Origin of the sequence: Streptomyces colwelliae (assembly GCF_048158785.1) — a bacterium.
Classification (GTDB): Bacteria; Actinomycetota; Actinomycetes; order Streptomycetales; family Streptomycetaceae; genus Streptomyces.
In genome coordinates this window covers 1-15,083 of the sequence record NZ_JBLTJC010000090.1, presented here as the reverse complement: position 1 = coordinate 15,083, position 15,083 = coordinate 1, and the positions used below count along the sequence as shown (strand labels likewise).

Genomic DNA, 15,083 nt, shown 5'->3' with positions numbered 1-15,083 from the left:
TCGGGTTCTGCCCAGGCTCTGTTCAGGCTTTGTCGGCGGGCCTGCCGAGGTCCGCCTCCTCGGGCAGGATCTCCAGGTCTATGTCCTCGCGGGTGAGGAGCGGGCCCAGCGCCATGCCGCGCTCCGGCGGCCAGAACTCGGGCCGCTTGCCGGGAACGGGGTCGTCCCCGCCCTCCAGCCACAGCCCCTCGCCGCCGCCGGGGGTGAAGAAGGACACCATGTGCGCCTGTTCGGCGGTGAGGTTGCGGAACCGGTGCCGGGTGCCCCTCGGTACGAAGACGAAGTCGCCGGTGTTCGCCACGAAGGTCCGGTCGCCGTTCAGGAATTCCAGCTCACCCGAGATGACGTAGAAGGACTCGTCGGCGCTCCTGTGGACGTGCGCCACCGGTCCGCCGCCCGGGGGCACCCAGCAGACGGTGAAGCCGACCGCGCCGCCGGTGGAGTCGGCCGTGGCCATGGTCTCGTAGACGTCACCGGACATCCACTTGACGACGCCCTTCTCGGCGGGGACGTGCAGGACGCGGGGGGTGTAGTAACTCAAGTCGTTTCCCGGGGAGTTGGAAGTGGTCGGGGGTCAGTGGGCGCCGAACCGCCGTGCCTGTCGGGCGGCGGTCCGGATGTCTCCGGCGAGGGGCTCGCCGTGGCCGGGCAGCAGCAGGTCCGCGTCCAGCTCGGTCAGTTCGGTGAGGCGGTCCAGTGCGCGGAGCGCGGCCTCGCTGTCGTGGGTGAAACAGCGGCTCACGATCGTGGGCCCGGTGTGGTCGCTGAAGGCGTCGGCGGTGACCAGCGCGTCACCGGTGAAGAGCAGTCCGCGGTCCGTGAAGGAGTACGCGGCGCTGCCGGGCGTGTGACCGGGCAGAGCGACGGCCAGCGGTGCGCCGGGAACGTCCTTCAGCACCTGGTCGCCGTAGAACACCCGGGCACCGGGCATCGCGGGAGCCGTGAACGCCCCGTCGCGGGCCAGCCGTAGCGGAACGGCGAGAGCGGACGGCCTGCGCAGCAGGTAGGGGAGCATCGAACGCTCGGGCTTGGCGTGGCGCATCGAACTCCGCGGGCCGTCGCGCAGGATCACCGCGTCCGGCTCGTGGATCCACAGGTCGGCGCCGGCCTCCCGGAGGACGTGGGCCAGCCCGGTGTGGTCGGCGTGGCCATGGGTCAGCAGGACGGCACGGACGTCGGCCAGGGAGCGGTCGAGACCGGCCAGCAGCGTGGTCAGCTGCTTCAGATGCGCGGGCGTTCCCGCGTCGACCAGGACGAGACCGTCCGGGTCCTCGATCAGGTAGAAGTTGACGACATGGTCGCCGAGGCGATGGACGCCGGGTGCGACCTGCGTGGGCGCGGGACGGGACATACGAGCCTCCGGCAACCGGGCGATATTCGACACAACGGGCTGTATTCGACACAGTGGGCTGCATTCGATGCAGCGAACTGCATTCGATACAGTCGACTGTAACAGAATGGGAGAGTGCACCGATGCCGGACGGGACGCCTCGTCGGTCCTACAACTCCGAGGGCCGCCGCGAGGCCGCGCGCCGCAACCGGGCCGCAGTCCTCGCGGCCTGCCGTGAGCTGCTCTTCCAGGACGGCTACCACGCCACGACCGTGCGGGCCGTGGCCGAGCGCGCGGGTGTCTCCCCCGAGACGGTCTACAAGTCGTTCGGCGGCAAACCGGGCCTGGTCAAGGCCCTGTGGGACATCACCCTGGCCGGGGACGACGAACCGGTTCCCATGGGCGACCGCCCCCAGATCCAGGAGATCCTGCGGACCGCCGAGCTGAGCACCAAGCTCCGGCTCTACGGCGCGTACGTCCGGGGAATCCATGAACGGATCACCCCGCTGTTCGCCCTGCTCACCCAGGCGGGCCCGGACGTCGGAGAGGTCCTGGAACTCGGCGAGGGGGAGCGGCTGACCGGTGTCACCGCGTTCGTCACCCACCTCGACGAGACCGGCGCGCTCGGCCCGGACGCGGATGCGGCCCACGTGGCGGACGCCGTCTGGGCCCTGACCGGCCCGCAGCTTTACACCCAGCTCACGGCGGGACGGGGCTGGTCCGCCGACACGTACGAGGAGTGGCTGGCGGACACGCTCACGGCCACGCTCAGACCGTAGGACGAGGGGTAGGGGCAGGTGCAGGGGCCGCGTCGGTGGCGCGCTCGTGCTCGTGCTCCTGCTCGGGGTCGTCCCCGGCGCCCGTGCCGCTGTCCTTGCCGAAGAAGAAGCTCAGCACGACGGTGACGGTGGAGGTGACGGCGAGCCGCAGCGCCCACGCGGCGGCGGAACCGTCCTCGATGGCGGAGGTGAAGGCGGGCCCGTGGAGCAGCGCACTGCTCAGCGGGAGCGACCCCGCGCAGCTCAACAGGTAGACCCACAGCGGCGGTTCATTGGAGGCGATGAGGACCGTGGCCGCGACGACCACGATCACACTGAGTACGACGGTGAGCGAAGTGATGTCCATGGCCGTAAGCATTCCGCCGCCCGGCCACCGAGTCGTCGACGCAACGGAGGAACGAGGCCTCTATCCAGAGATAGAGAAGCCCGTGCTGTGAAGCCCGTGCCGTGAAGCCTCCGCCGTGAAGTCCCCGTTCCGCGCGGCGAGTTCTACGCTCGTCCCGACATGGAGACGACGACACGACACTGGGCGCTACCGCTACTGCTCGTCGCCGTGCAGCTGGCGGAGCTCGGCCCCGCGGCCGCCTACCTGGACGTCCGGACACCGGGCCCGGTGGGTGCCGCAGGCCTGCTCATCGCCGTCACGGCGGAGACCGTCGCCCTGAGCCGACGCCAACGCATGCCCGTGCGGGCCCTGTTGTGGACCCTGGGCGCATCGGCACTCGGCCAGACGACGGCCTACGACGCCTACGCGGACCTGGCTCTGCCGGTCGCCCTGTACTCGGTCGCGGTCCGCTGCCCGGCCGCGGTCACCTTGCGGGCCCTTGCCGCGACCGTAGGTGTGTCCTGGTTTCCGGCGGCCGTGCGGTTCGGGTTCCACCCGGCGCTCGCCACCCAACTGGCCATCGTGGCAGGCACGTACGTCGTCTGCGCGGGCCTCGGGCTGGCGCGCAGGCAGTGGTTGGCGAGGAGGCTGGCGGCGGCCCGTCTGCTGGCCGGCGCGGAGGAGAGCCGACAGCGGGCCGGTGAGGACGAACGCGCCCGGCTCGCCCGCGAGTTGCACGACGTCAGCGCACACCATCTGACCTCGGTCGTGGTAACCGTCGACGTGGCCCGCAGACTTGGCGACCGCAGGCCGGAACTCGTCGCCGAGGCACTGGAGTTCGCCGAACGTACCGGCCGCGAGACGCTGACGGCGATCCACCGTCTGGTCGCGATGATGCGGGACACGCGCCACGCCGAAGCCCGCCCGATGACCGACCGCATCCATGAACTCATCGCCGGATTCAGCCGGTTGGGCCGCCCGATCGCCACCGAGTTGCCCGACGACCTCGCCGGCCCCGCCGCCGAGGCGGTCCACGGCATCGTCCGCGAGGCCCTCACCAACGCCCTGCGCCACGCACCCGGAGCGGCCGTACGGGTCGGGGTGCAACGCGTGGGCGGAACGCTGGAGTTGACCGTGGACAACACCGCCGCGCGGGGCCCTGCCGACTACACGGGCATGGGATCGGGCCGGGGCGTCACGGGCATGCGGGAGCGCGCGGCGGCGGTGGGCGGAGAACTGACCGCGGGGCCTGGTCCTGGATTCGGCTCGGGTTCCGGTTCGCGCTCCGGCTTCGGCTTCGGTTCGGGTCCCGGCGTCGGCTCGGGTTCCGGTTCCGGTTCCGGTACCAGCTCGGGATCCGACTTCGCTTCCGCATCGGGTTCCGATTCCGGCCCCGGCCCCGGCCCTTGTCCTGGCCTTGTATCGGGCTCGGGTTCCGGTTTCGGCTCCGGCCCCCACTCGGGCTCCGGCCCCGGCTCCGGCCCCAGTTCGGAGGGAGGTTGGCGTGTCCGTGCCCAACTTCCCGATGTCATGGGCCCGTTGCGGTCCGTCGCACGTCCTCGCCGCCGTGACCACCCGCGAGAGCAGCGCCTGACGGACAGCGCGCTCACGTTCACGGCGACCGTACTTCCGCTGGTCGTCCTGCTGACGGCGGCGGAGGACTGGGCCGAGGGCCCGGCCGGCGCCGGGGCCGTCGCCCTGGTGTCCGCGCTGCTCGCCCTGCACGCACTGCCACTGCTGTGGCGCCGACGCGCGCCTTGGCTGGTTCTGACCGCGGTACTGGTCGCGTCATGGCTGTGGCCGCCCGTCTGCGCATTCGCCCCGCTGTCGGGCCAGGTGTCCCCGTATCTCGCGGGCGGCCTGCTGGCCGAGACGCTGGCCGTCTACACCCTCGGCGCCTACGGCCGCGGTGCCACCCGTACCTGGCCCGCACCGCTCGTGACCGCGGGCGCGAGCGCCGGCGCACTGACCGTGACGGCCGCCGCCGACGGCGAGTTGGCCGGCGGGCCCGCGTCCGCACTCACCGGGGCGCTGATCGCCGTACCACTGGGAATGCTGCTGTGCCTGTTGTTCGCCCTGGCCTGGGGCGCGGGCCTGATCGTCCGCGCCCGACGACTGCGCGCGGTGGCCCGCGACGACTTCGCCCTCGGCAACTCCTTGTGGGAGGCACGAACGGCAGCGGGCGCGGAACGGAACCGACTGGCGGCACGGCTGCGGGAAGCGGTACTCCACCGCACCTCGACGCTCGTCCAACTCGCCCACCAGGGACGGCTGGAGAGCCACGCGGTACGGCTGGAGAGTCACGGGGTACGGCTGGAGGAGGTGGCCGCGGAGGCCCGCGCGACGCTCGCCGCGATGCGGGAACTGCTGCACGAGATGAGCGACGCGGACGGAGCCGCGGAGGCCCCCGCGGACGCACAGGGCAGCGAACACTCACGCCTGACACAACCGACCGCCGCCGACCTCGCCGCCCTGTGCCGGACAGCGGGCCCCGCCGGCCGGAAGGTGACCGTGCGCGGTGTCCCCAAGTCGACCGCAGGTCTGCCGGAACCGGTGGTCCTGACGACGTACCGACTGCTGGAAACGGCACTCGGCGCGGGAGACCGTGGGCCGATCCGGATACGACTGCGCCGACGCCGGCACCGAAGCGCGCTGCACCTGACCATCACCGGCGTACGCCTGGCGGTGAACGGCCCGGTCACCGACCGCCTCCGCGCGCAGGCCACTGCCGCGGAAGCCCGCATCGCCTTCGAACAGCCCGGTACGGTACGGGTGTTGCTGCCGCTGCTGGCCGGCCCGAGTCAGGCACCGGTCCCCGCCGAGGAGGTGTCCCCGTCGCCACACGTGTGATGGTCGTGGACGACCAGGCGGTGGTCCGCGCGGGGTTCGCCGCCATCGTCGACGCGGAACCCGACATGACCGTCGTCGGTGAGGCAGGGGACGGCGCGAGTGCCGTGGAACTGGCCACCCGAGAGGCACCCGACCTGGTCCTGATGGACATCCGGATGCCCGGCATGGACGGTCTGACGGCGACCCGTTTCATCACCGCGCTGGAGACGGCCCCGCGTGTCCTGGTCCTGACGACCTTCGACCTGGACGCCTACGTCTACGAGGCCCTGCGCGCGGGCGCCTCGGGCTTCCTCCTCAAGGACGCCCAGCCCGAGGAACTCCTGAACGCCCTGCGCGTCGTGGCCTCCGGCGAAGGCATCCTCGCCCCGGCCGTCACCCGCCGCCTGATCGACACCTTCGCCCAGGGCGCACCCCCACCACCCGCGGTCACCGGCGCCCTCGCGGCACTCACCCCACGCGAACGAGAAGTCCTCCTCCACATCGCCTCGGGCCTGGCCAACGCGGAGATCGCAACGGCCCTGGGCGTGACCACAGGGACCGTGAAAACCCACGTCAACGCCCTGCTGACCAAGCTGGGGCTACGGGATCGGGTGCAGGCGACGATCTTGGCGTACGAGAGCGGTCTGATACGGCCGGGCGGCGGGGGGCCTGCGGACTGACCGGCGCCTATCCCGTCCCCCTGGTCGCCAGCCGCCAGATCTGTGCCGCCGTCTCCTCCGTGGACTCGACCGGTGACGGATCGTTCGGGAGTTGGGTGGGCGCGGTGGTGTTCTTCTTCTTGCCGGGGTGGTCGGCGAAGAGGGCGAGTGTCAGGGTCAGTTGGGGGTCCAGGGTGGTGGACCAGATGGTCCGGCGGGTGATTCCGCCGCCCGCTCCGGCGGTGAAGGAGGTCTGAGGAGTCTTCTGGGCGGCGGGGGTTGAAGGGATCGCCTCCGCGGACGTATTCGATGTCTTGGACATCTGCGCGTTCACCATGAACGCCTCCTTCTCGTCCAGCGCGCGTCGCGTGTCAGGGTGCGCGGTGTACACCTGCCGGCCGTCCCGGGTGATCTTCGTGACCGTGTACGGGGCCGCGTACACACCGTTCGCTGCAACGGTCGCGTAGGCCGAGGCCAGCTTGAGGGGGGTGGGGGCGGGGGTCTTCCGCAGGTCGGTCAACGGGGCGCCGAGGAGGACCTTGCCGAAGGGGTCCAGTGCCGTTCCCGCCTCGACCGCGCCGCCCACCGCGTCGTTGAACGGTTGCCGCGCGTAGTCCGACCCTCCGTACAGCAGCCGGACCGCCCCGTCGCCGGGCTTGATCGCCACGGCGGCCGTGTGCAGCGTGATGCCCTTGCCGTCCTTGTCGCCCTGACTGTCTTTGCTGACCTGACTGTCCTTGCTGTCCTTGCTGACCTTGAGGTTGTTGCGGTTCTTCACCGCCTCCGTGGTGGCGTCCTGGAGGGCCAGGTCGAACGTCGTGTGCACGGTGTAGCCGCCGCGGGCCAACTGGTCCTCGGTGATGCCGAGCCGGTCCGCGGCCTCCTGTGCCGCCACGTCGATCATGTACTGCCGCTGCCCCTCGGTCGTGCCCGGCGGATAGAAACGGAAGGCGGGGAAGGTGGCATCGGCGCGTTGTTCCGGCGTGATGCCGCCGCTTGCCGCCATCGTGTCGAGCACCCATGCCCAGCGGGCCTTGAGCGTCGCGGTCACCTCGGGGTCGGAGCCCGCCTTCTCGTAGTACGACGGGATGTTGACGATCGATGCCAGTGCGGCGCCCTGGGAGACGGTCAGGTTGCGGGTGTCGACGCCGAAGTAGTTGCGCGCGGCCGCCTGGATGCCGGCCGAACCCCGGCCGAAGTAGACCGTGTTGAGATAGCCCGCCAGGATGTCGTCCTTGGACCGGGTGCGGTCGAGTTTGATCGCGATCAGGGCCTCGCGCGCCTTGCGGGACAGGGACTGTTCGGGGCTCAGGAGTGCGTTCTTCACGTACTGCTGGGTGATGGTGGAACCGCCCTGCCGTTCGCCGCCGGTCAGCGAGGCGAGCACCGCGCGGGCGATGGCTCGTGGCGAGACTCCGTCGTCCGTGCGGAACGAGCGGTTCTCGGCCGCGATCACCGCGTCCTGGACGTATCGCGGTACCTGCGTGAGCGGTACCTCCTGGCGGTCGACGGGGCCGCGTCGGCCCAGGTAGGAGCCCTTGTCGTCGACGAACACCGTGCTCTGTGTGACGGTCTCCGGGTGCGGCTCGGGGATGTCCGTCAGGCGGTACGCGACGACCGCGGACGTGCACAGTGTCGCGATCAGTACGAGAAGGGCCGTGATCAGCCGGCGCAGCAGGCGGCCCCGGGTGCGGCGGAGGCGCAGGCGGAGCGGGATGCGCCGCAGGTGGGAGCGGGCGCGGACACGGGCGCGGACGTGGACGCCGGGTGAGCCGGCCGGGCGTTTCGCACCTGGAGACCGGCTCATGTCGGGCCGGTTCCAGGGCATCGTAGGGCGCTTCACTCGTCGGCCCCGCCCCGTACGACGACCTTGCCGGCCGCGTCGTAGACCGTGACGGTCGGGCCACCGTCGACGGAGCTCGACTTCATCTCCTCCGGCGTCAGCGGTGCGCGTGCGTACCAGACGCCCCAGCCCGGGCTGCCCGCCAGCGTGAGGACCGTACCGGTGATCCTTCGGTCGTCGACGGTGACCTCGACACGAGCCGGGTCGGCGGACAGGCCGCGGTACAGGCCCGACACGAAATATCCGCTGTTCACGGGCTCGGGCTGAGCCGAGACAGCCGGATTCTTCTTCTTGTCGTCACTGCCGCCGGTCAGGCCCCGGAACTGGTTGGGCCGCTCCGGAGTCGACCAGTGCTTGCCGTCCGTGGTCAGCCAGACCTGCACTCCCGGTACGGCGTCGACGCGCTCGCCGGGGGCGACGATCCGGACCGGGCTCTGCGCCACGTCGGCCGTCCCACCGCCCGCCCCGCCCGTGGAGCCGCCGCCCACGAACCGGCCCGCGCCGAACACGACCCCCGGCATGAGCAACAGCCCACAGGCGGCCGCGATCACGCCGCCACGGCGCCGCCGTAGCGCCCGGCCCCGCTGTTCTACGGCATCAAGCGGAACGTCGAACGGAACGTCGAACAGGGTGTCGAACGGGGCCTCGGACGACGGGACGACCTCGGCGGCGGCCTCCGCAAGTACCCCGCGCAGCCGCTCCTCGTCGCCTCCGCACACCGTCAACCCGCGCCGAGATCGGCTCCTGACCGCACCCGTCGACCAGCCGAGCAACTGGGCAATCTCCGTCTCGCGCAGGCCCTCCCAGTGCAGCAACACGAGCACGACGCGTTGTCGCGCGGTCAGGTCTGCCAACACACCCTGCGGAAGGGCCTTTTGGCGGTGCTCCCGTCTCCACGTCCGCCTCCGCGCCCGTGCTCCGCGCAGACACTCCCTGACCAGGAACCGTCGTACATAGAAGTCCACGTCGTCCCGAGGTATCCGACGCCACCGCGCGCACACCCGCACCAGGGTTCTCCGCGCCAACTCGGTCGCCTCCCGGAGGTCGTTCGGGCCGCCGGAGAGCAGGTGGGCGGTGGTGACCAGCTGGGGCAGGCCCGCGTGGGCGTAGGCGGCGAAGTCGTCGTGGGAGTGCGGCACTTCGGGGGTCCTCCGGTACGGCTGTGGGGGAAGTGGATCCAGGGACGCGTGTTTGTCGTCTTTCCTGTGGGGCGCGTTGTGACGGACGCGGCCATCGGGACCTGTACGCACGGCGAGGGCGGTCAGGTTGCACGGGAATTCCAAGACTCCGGTGAGGTCATGACCGAGGACGAGTTCGACGCTTTCTACGCGGCCACGTTTCCCCGTCTGACCGGCCAGCTCTCGGCGTTCACCGGCGACAGGGAGGAGGCGCAGGACGTGGTCCAGGAGGCGTTCGTACGAGCCTGGGACCGGCGCGGGGACTTCCTCGCGGACGAGGCACCCGAGGCGTGGATCCGTACGGTCGCCATGCGGCTGGCGGTCAGCCGCTGGCGCCGGGCCAGGCGCTGGCTGGAGCTGGTCCGCCGTACTCCACCGCCCGATTCCACACCCGGACCAGACCCCGATCACACGGCACTTGTCGCCGCGCTGCGCCAACTGCCCAAGGCCCAGCGGATGGTGATCGTCCTGCACCATCTGTGTGACGTGAGTGTCGAGCAGATAGCCTCCGACACGGGTGCGCCCGTGGGGACGGTCAAGGCAAGGCTGTACCGGGGAAGAGCGGCACTGGCGAAGCAGCTGACTTCGGACGAGGCGGCGGACGGCCCGGTCCGGAACCGGAAGGAGAGCGGCCGTGTCGGATGAACTCTCCACCGAACCTTCCACCGAACTCGCCACCGAACTCTCCACTGAGCTGCGCGAGTTGGCCGCGCGAGAGGAGAGCCGTCCGGTCCTCACCGGCGCCGAGATCCGCGGCCGTGCCGGGCGCCGGGCGCGCCGTCGCATGGCGGGGACACTGGGCGCGGGTGCGGCGGCCCTCGCGGTGGTGGCGTACGCGCTGACCGTGGGTTTCACGGACTCCGCGAGGGACGGGAACGAGCGTCAACTTCCGGCCGCCACCCACGCCGACCCTGTCCCGTCACCCCGCGTCACCTCCGGCAAGGCGTCAACTCCCGTACCGCGCGCGCCCGTCGCCGGCACGGTCGTCCTCGGCAAGCGCGCGCTGATCGTCGGGGACCGGGTCATGCCGCTGACCTACGGCCTTCCCGACAGCCCCGAGATCGTGGGGCCGTTGACGGTGTACAAGAAGCACGAGACCAAGGTGGTGACCGTCACCGAACTGACCGGCGGAACCGCCTACATCACGCAGGTCTCCCTCGCGGTCGAACTGCGCGACGCCCACGACGAGCCGGTCTATGCCGGCGTCGCCTTCTCCTACAAAGAGAAGAGCACCGGCAAGCACGACACCGGCGGCAGCTGGATCGGTCTGGACTCGGCCGACGCCAAGTGGTTCTACGAGGACGCGAAGATCGGCAGCGTCCTCTCGGTCACCGGCACGATGTCCTGAACTCCTGAACTCCTGAACTCCTGAACTCCTGAACTCCTGTCTCCGCCCCCGTCGTACGTGCTGTCGCGGTCGGCGTCGTCGGGGCATGCTGGTGGTCCTACGCGCGGGCCGGGAGGTGCCGGGATGCGGTGGTGGGCCGGAGGATGGATGGTCGCCGTGACGGTTGTCCTGGCGGGGTGCCACGCGTCGGAAGGTGGTGGATCGGCGGGAGGGCCGTCGCGCGGCGGCGACTCGGCGGGGCCGTCGGCCAGTGCGTCGACGCATACGCCGGCGGCGCCGTCCGCCGGTGAGACCGCGGAGAGCCCGTCGGTGTCGGCCACCGGCTCCTCCGCTTCGCCGGCGAGCTGTGCCGCCGGGCACGCGGAGGTCACCGTCGGTCCTGGCGACGCGGTCGTACGGCGGCTCTGCGTGCGGCCCGGGACCGTGGTGTCGCTCGTCCTGCGGCCTCGCCCGGACGACAAGAGGTGGACGGCCGTGCGGAGTTCGGCGCCGGTTCTCGTCCTCGCGTCCGGGTGGCGGGTGGACGCGGACGGTACGGCCCACGCCTCGCTGCGGTGTGCGGGGACAAGGGGCGGAACGGCGGACGTCACCGCGTCGGCGAAGGCGCCGGATGTGGCGGGTGCGGCGCGGGTCGCCTTCACCCTGCACGTGAGTGTGGTGCCGTACACGACGCAGGGGTGATCCCGGTGGACCCGGGATCACCCCTCCGACTGCCGCCGCGTCAGCGGCAGTTGCGCACGTCGATCGTGTAGATGCCGCGGCCGTGCGTGGCCGCGTACAGCGTCCGGCCGTCCGGGCCCAGCTTCAACTGGAGTACGGCGACGGCCGGGAGGTTCCCGACGCGCTCCCAGGTCGTACGGCCCGGGGCGCGGTAGACGACGCCGAGGTCGGTGGCGACGGCGAGGCCGCCGTTCGGTGTGACGACCGCGGAGTTGGTCGGTACGTCGGGGAGGTTCTTCGAGATGTCCTTCCAGGTGGTGCCGCCGTCGGTGGACTCGAAGACGTGGCCGACGCCGGCGCCGGGGCCTTCGGTCCAGTGCCGGGAGAAGCCGTTGACCGCGAGGTAGACGTGGTCGGCGTTCTTGGGGTCGACGGCGAAGCCGGCGAGGTAGCGGTTGGGTACGGTGCCGTCCGCGCCGCTGGCCGGGAGGGTGATGTCGTGCCAGCCGGTGCCGTCCGCGTTGCCGACGGAGATGCCGCGGGCGAAACCCTGGTTGTTGCAGGGACCGCACCACGCCGCGTACACCTTGCCGCCCGAGGCCGCGACGGCGGTCGCGGTACGGCCCTCGCCGAGGTCGTGGACGCTGGTCCACTCGTCGCCGCTGCGGATGGCGTAGCCGTGCGTCTGGACCCAGATGTGGCGGCCGCCGGCGATCCAGGTCGAACTGTTCTTCGCGTCGGCCGTGATCGGGGCGATGAAGCGGGCCTCGCCGGTGGCGTTGTCGGCGGGGGCCACGTTGTACGACGTGATCTTGCTGGGGTCGGTGACCCAACTCCCGTCGTTGATCGCGCAGTTCTGGGTCACCTGGATGGCGAGGTAGACGTACTCCTCTGCCATGTTGCAGCCGTTGGCCGGGTCGGTGAGGGTGTCGCCGCCGTCGCCGCCGAAGTTGGAGCCCATGACCGTGTCGTTGCTGCGCAGGATGGACTGGCCGTTGTCCTGGAGGCCGCCGGTGACGGAGACGCCGCCGTAGGTCAGGTCCTTGCCGATACCCACCGAGTAGTACTGGAGGGTGTCGATGGTGCCGTCGTTGAGCGAGGTCCAGTCGGTGGCGTGGCCGGAGGCGTCCTGGGCGCCGTCGAGGGGGCGCTTGTAGACGCCGCCGTCGTTGCCGACGTAGACGAAGCTCTTGCCGTGGTAGCTGCCGATCGCGACGCCGTGCTGGTCGGAGTGGGTGGTCGGGTTGCAGTCGCCGGTCTGCTTGGTGGGGTCGATGCTCCAGCAGGGGAAGCCGAAGTTCCAATACGGGCCGACGGTCGACCAGTTGGTGCCGCCGTCCTTCGTCTCGTAGACCTCCTCCAGGCCCGCGTAGACGTGCTCCGCGTTCGCCGGGTCGACGGTCAGGAACTGGTTGTACCAGGCCTGTACGCCGGGCATGTAGCCGCTGGAGGTGAGTGCTGAGCCGTCGGCGGCCAGGCCCTTGTAGTCGGCGATCTTCGTCCAAGGGCCGGTCGGGGAGCCGGACTTGGAGACGTAGATGCCTTCCAGGCCGCTGTCCGGGTTGGTGTTGAGCTGCTCCGGCGACTGGTCGATGGCGTAGTAGCGCGAGCCGTCGGCGGAGCGGGCGAAGGTGACGTTGCCGACGTCGTCCGCGTCGGCGGGCAGGTCGCCCAGGCCGCTGGTGATCCGCGTCCAGGTGCCGTCCGCGCCCTTGGTGTAGAAGCCGTTGTAGTCGTCACCGCTGCGCCAGCCCACCGCGAGGACGACCTTGCTCGGGTCCTTCGGGTCGATCGCGATGTCGTTGGCGATGTTCTTGTACGCGGCCGAGTCGTCGTTCGCGAGTGAACCGCCCGGCAGATAGGCCGGGTTGGGCGCGAACTCCAGCTTCCACGCGCCCTTCAGCGTCTTCGTGGAGTGGCTCCACACGCCCTCGCTGGTCGCCGCCCACACTTTCCCGCCGCCGAAGCGCAGTTCGTGGATGGTGGTGGACTCCAGCTCGTCGCCGCCGACCCGGCTGCGGGAGGAGAACGTGCCGTGACGGGGGTCCGACAGGACGTAGACGCCGCTGCCGAGATACGCGTCCGCGTTGGTCGTCGCCTCGCCCGTGCCCAGCCACAGCCGCCCGGCGCCGTCCAGGGCGAGCGCGCCGGTCGACTGCGAGGACAGCGCGTCGCTGATGGGCTGCCAGTGACCACCTCCGGACCGGGACCGCCACACTCCGCCGCCCGCGCTGCCCGCGTACACGTACCCGTCGTCGTCGGCGGCCATCGCGGCCATCCGGCCGGTCACATCGCCCGAGCCGCCGCTGGAGTTGGAGTCGTAGTCGCGGTAGCGCGGGTCGTCGGAGTCGTACGGCAGGTTCGTGATGTTGCGCCAACTGCCGCCGGTGCTCGGCAGGTTGGTCAGACTCGTCCAGGCGGCGCCGTACGCGCCGGGTGCGACGACGCCGGGTGAGGTGCGGGCCTCGGCGTACTGGTCCGCGCCCTCGGCTATCTCGTCGGCCTCGTTGCCGTCGTCGCCGCCGTCGTCATCGGCCTTGGCCTGCGGGCTGACGGTACCCACCGACTGCCCTCGTTCGGCGGCCAGTTGAGCCAGTGTGCGGGCCCCGAAGGGGCTGTTGTCCCCACCGGGCGCGGCGCCGGCGGGTATCGCCACGAGTGCGGCGGATGCGGTGATGGCGCAGATCGTGAACCAACGTCTCTTGCGGGTCGGTACTGACACCAGGTCCTCCCGGGCGGGCACGGATACAGCCGTCGGGGACGACCCGACCACCGGAGGCGGGAGGAGTCCGGCATTTGGACAGCCCTTGACCAGAACCTGTCACTATCGATGGCTGGAAGTCGACCAGCCCGCCGCGCCTTCCTCGGCGCCTTGGGGTCAGAGAGGCGCGGTCCGCCCCCGGGCGACGGCAGGCAGCACACCGGCCAGGGCCAGCGCGATGCCGCCGGAGATCAGCAGCGGAAGATGACCGTCGGTGCCCCAGGCGAGCCCGGCCCACACGCCCGCGAGCAGGACGGCGGCGCCGGTGGCGCCCTGGAAAAGGCCCTGCGCGGTGCCCTGTTGGTGGTCGGGGACGAGTGTGGAGATCCAGGCCTTGCCGACGCCGTCGGTGCAGGCGGCGAAACCGCCGTAGAGCGGCAGCACCACGAACACCAGCCAGGGGACATGGATCAGGCCGAGGCCCAGATAGCCGATCGCGAAGAAGACCAGACCGGCGGCGAAGACGGACGGGCGCGACAGTCGGTCGGACAGGGCTCCGGCGGGGTAGGACAGGGCGGCGTAGACGAGGTTGTAGACCGCGTACGCGCCCACCACCCCGGCCGTCGAGAGACCCAGGTCGTGGGCGCGCAACAGCAGCAGCGCGTCGGGGAAGTTGACCAGGCTGAAGGCGAACAGCACCCCGAGAACCCGCCAGTAGGGGCGCGGCAGGGACCGCCAGGGTGTGCGGGCGGACCGCGTGGGGGAGTTGCCCGTTCCTCCGCCCCGGGGGTCGCGGACGGCGGCGACCAGCGCGACCGACGCGACGGCGGGGATCACGGCGACCCAGAACAGCGGGCGCAGCCGGTGGTCGAGCGCCTCGTACAGGACCAGCCCGACGAGCGGGCCGACCACCGCGCCGGCGGTGTCGGCGGCCCGGTGCAGCCCGAACACCCTGCCGCGCCGCCCCTTCGGTACGCCCTCGACGAGCAGGGCGTCGCGAGGCGCCCCGCGCATGCCCTTGCCGAGCCGGTCGGTGACCCGGGCCAGGAGCACGAGCGGCCAGACGGTCGCGAGCGCGATCAGCAGCTTGCCCACCGCGGCCAGGCCGTAGCCGACGCCGATCAGGGGACGACGGTCGAACCGGTCCGCGAGCCGCCCGGCGGCCACCTTGGTGATCGACGCCGCGCCCTCGGCGAGTCCCTCGATCGCACCCACGACGGCGGGCGGGGCACCCAGCACCACGGTCAGGAAGATCGGCAGGATCGGGTAGAGGAGTTCGCTGGCCGCGTCCTGAAGGAAGGACACGGCAGGCTGGACGCAGGTCTTCCTGGACGACTTCAACGGCTCCGCCGGCACCGGCGTCTCCACCACCAACTGGCAGTACGACACCGGGACTTCATACCCGGGCGGCGCCGCCAACTGGGGCACCGG

14 protein-coding genes are annotated in these 15,083 nt (G+C 71.2%); 6 read left to right on the top strand and 8 right to left on the bottom strand.

All coding sequences use genetic code 11. The features are described from left to right. Nucleotides 1–22: 22 nt before the first annotated feature. Nucleotides 23–541 carry a cupin domain-containing protein gene (locus ACNFOC_RS20295; RefSeq protein ID WP_416960499.1) on the bottom strand — a complete coding sequence of 173 codons (519 nt, stop codon included), beginning with the start codon at nt 539–541 and terminating at the stop codon, nt 23–25. A gap of 33 nt (nt 542–574) precedes the next feature. Further along, entirely contained in the window at nt 575–1,351 is a 777-nt protein-coding gene (locus ACNFOC_RS20290; protein ID WP_416960498.1) for an MBL fold metallo-hydrolase, read from the bottom strand. Between the two features lie 122 nt (nt 1,352–1,473). Between ACNFOC_RS20290 and ACNFOC_RS20285 the strand changes: the two genes are divergently transcribed. Then, on the top strand, nt 1,474–2,109 hold the full coding sequence (locus tag ACNFOC_RS20285; protein WP_416960497.1) for a TetR/AcrR family transcriptional regulator: 636 nt from the start codon (nt 1,474–1,476) through the stop codon (nt 2,107–2,109). Here the strand turns inward: ACNFOC_RS20285 and ACNFOC_RS20280 are convergent. Continuing rightward, complete coding sequence (locus tag ACNFOC_RS20280; protein ID WP_416960496.1) at nt 2,099–2,455, bottom strand: hypothetical protein; 357 nt, start codon at nt 2,453–2,455, stop codon at nt 2,099–2,101. The two genes, ACNFOC_RS20285 and ACNFOC_RS20280, sit on opposite strands and share 11 nt — an antisense overlap. Nucleotides 2,456–2,614: 159 nt before the next feature. On the opposite strand from ACNFOC_RS20280, the gene ACNFOC_RS20275 reads away from it, so the two are divergent. Together ACNFOC_RS20275 and ACNFOC_RS20270 are read left to right on the top strand one after the other, a co-directional pair. Continuing rightward, nucleotides 2,615–5,284 (top strand): sensor histidine kinase, encoded by a 2,670-nt coding sequence (locus tag ACNFOC_RS20275; RefSeq protein ID WP_416960495.1) that lies wholly within the window; start codon nt 2,615–2,617, stop codon nt 5,282–5,284. Then, nucleotides 5,284–5,943 carry a response regulator gene (locus ACNFOC_RS20270; RefSeq protein ID WP_416960494.1) on the top strand — a complete coding sequence of 220 codons (660 nt, stop codon included), beginning with the start codon at nt 5,284–5,286 and terminating at the stop codon, nt 5,941–5,943. Before ACNFOC_RS20275 ends, ACNFOC_RS20270 begins: the two co-directional genes overlap by 1 nt. Before the next feature lie 7 nt (nt 5,944–5,950). Here the strand turns inward: ACNFOC_RS20270 and ACNFOC_RS20265 are convergent, their stop codons facing one another. Next, the gene (locus ACNFOC_RS20265; protein WP_416960493.1) at nt 5,951–7,729 is read right to left on the bottom strand and encodes a transglycosylase domain-containing protein; all 1,779 of its coding nucleotides are present in this window, start codon (nt 7,727–7,729) and stop codon (nt 5,951–5,953) included. Between the two features lie 32 nt (nt 7,730–7,761). Then, nucleotides 7,762–8,904 (bottom strand): sigma factor-like helix-turn-helix DNA-binding protein, encoded by a 1,143-nt coding sequence (locus tag ACNFOC_RS20260; protein ID WP_416960492.1) that lies wholly within the window; start codon nt 8,902–8,904, stop codon nt 7,762–7,764. Between the two features lie 159 nt (nt 8,905–9,063). Between ACNFOC_RS20260 and ACNFOC_RS20255 the strand changes: the two genes are divergently transcribed. Together ACNFOC_RS20255 and ACNFOC_RS20250 are read left to right on the top strand one after the other, a co-directional pair. After that, nucleotides 9,064–9,588 (top strand): SigE family RNA polymerase sigma factor, encoded by a 525-nt coding sequence (locus ACNFOC_RS20255; protein ID WP_416960491.1) that lies wholly within the window; start codon nt 9,064–9,066, stop codon nt 9,586–9,588. Next, on the top strand, nt 9,578–10,291 hold the full coding sequence (locus tag ACNFOC_RS20250) for a hypothetical protein (RefSeq protein ID WP_416960490.1): 714 nt from the start codon (nt 9,578–9,580) through the stop codon (nt 10,289–10,291). The genes ACNFOC_RS20255 and ACNFOC_RS20250 overlap by 11 nt, the downstream gene beginning before the upstream one ends. On the opposite strand, the gene ACNFOC_RS20245 is transcribed toward ACNFOC_RS20250, so the two are convergent. Further along, the gene (locus tag ACNFOC_RS20245; protein WP_416960489.1) at nt 10,237–10,611 is read right to left on the bottom strand and encodes a hypothetical protein; all 375 of its coding nucleotides are present in this window, start codon (nt 10,609–10,611) and stop codon (nt 10,237–10,239) included. The two genes, ACNFOC_RS20250 and ACNFOC_RS20245, sit on opposite strands and share 55 nt — an antisense overlap. Between ACNFOC_RS20245 and ACNFOC_RS20240 the strand changes: the two genes are divergently transcribed. Then, nucleotides 10,601–10,972 (top strand): acetyl-CoA synthetase, encoded by a 372-nt coding sequence (locus ACNFOC_RS20240; RefSeq protein ID WP_416960488.1) that lies wholly within the window; start codon nt 10,601–10,603, stop codon nt 10,970–10,972. The two genes, ACNFOC_RS20245 and ACNFOC_RS20240, sit on opposite strands and share 11 nt — an antisense overlap. 40 nt (nt 10,973–11,012) lie before the next feature. On the opposite strand, the gene ACNFOC_RS20235 is transcribed toward ACNFOC_RS20240, so the two are convergent. Further along, nucleotides 11,013–13,673, bottom strand: a complete 2,661-nt coding sequence (locus tag ACNFOC_RS20235) for a WD40/YVTN/BNR-like repeat-containing protein (protein WP_416960487.1) — start codon at nt 13,671–13,673, stop codon at nt 11,013–11,015. A 156-nt stretch (nt 13,674–13,829) separates the two neighbouring features. After that, a complete protein-coding gene (locus ACNFOC_RS20230; RefSeq protein ID WP_416960522.1) occupies nt 13,830–15,008 on the bottom strand; it encodes an MFS transporter in 1,179 nt (392 codons plus the stop codon). Nucleotides 15,009–15,083 lie beyond the last annotated feature (75 nt).

Bases quoted from the DNA above. Each gene is read 5' to 3' on its own strand.
- ACNFOC_RS20265 (WP_416960493.1), bottom strand. From the start codon at position 7,729: ATGAGCCGGTCTCCAGGTGCGAAACGCCCGGCCGGCTCACCCGGCGTC.
- ACNFOC_RS20290 (WP_416960498.1), bottom strand. From the start codon at position 1,351: ATGTCCCGTCCCGCGCCCACGCAGGTCGCACCCGGCGTCCATCGCCTC.
- ACNFOC_RS20275 (WP_416960495.1), top strand. From the start codon at position 2,615: ATGGAGACGACGACACGACACTGGGCGCTACCGCTACTGCTCGTCGCC.
- ACNFOC_RS20285 (WP_416960497.1), top strand. From the start codon at position 1,474: ATGCCGGACGGGACGCCTCGTCGGTCCTACAACTCCGAGGGCCGCCGC.
- ACNFOC_RS20280 (WP_416960496.1), bottom strand. From the start codon at position 2,455: ATGGACATCACTTCGCTCACCGTCGTACTCAGTGTGATCGTGGTCGTC.
- ACNFOC_RS20270 (WP_416960494.1), top strand. From the start codon at position 5,284: ATGGTCGTGGACGACCAGGCGGTGGTCCGCGCGGGGTTCGCCGCCATC.
- ACNFOC_RS20255 (WP_416960491.1), top strand. From the start codon at position 9,064: ATGACCGAGGACGAGTTCGACGCTTTCTACGCGGCCACGTTTCCCCGT.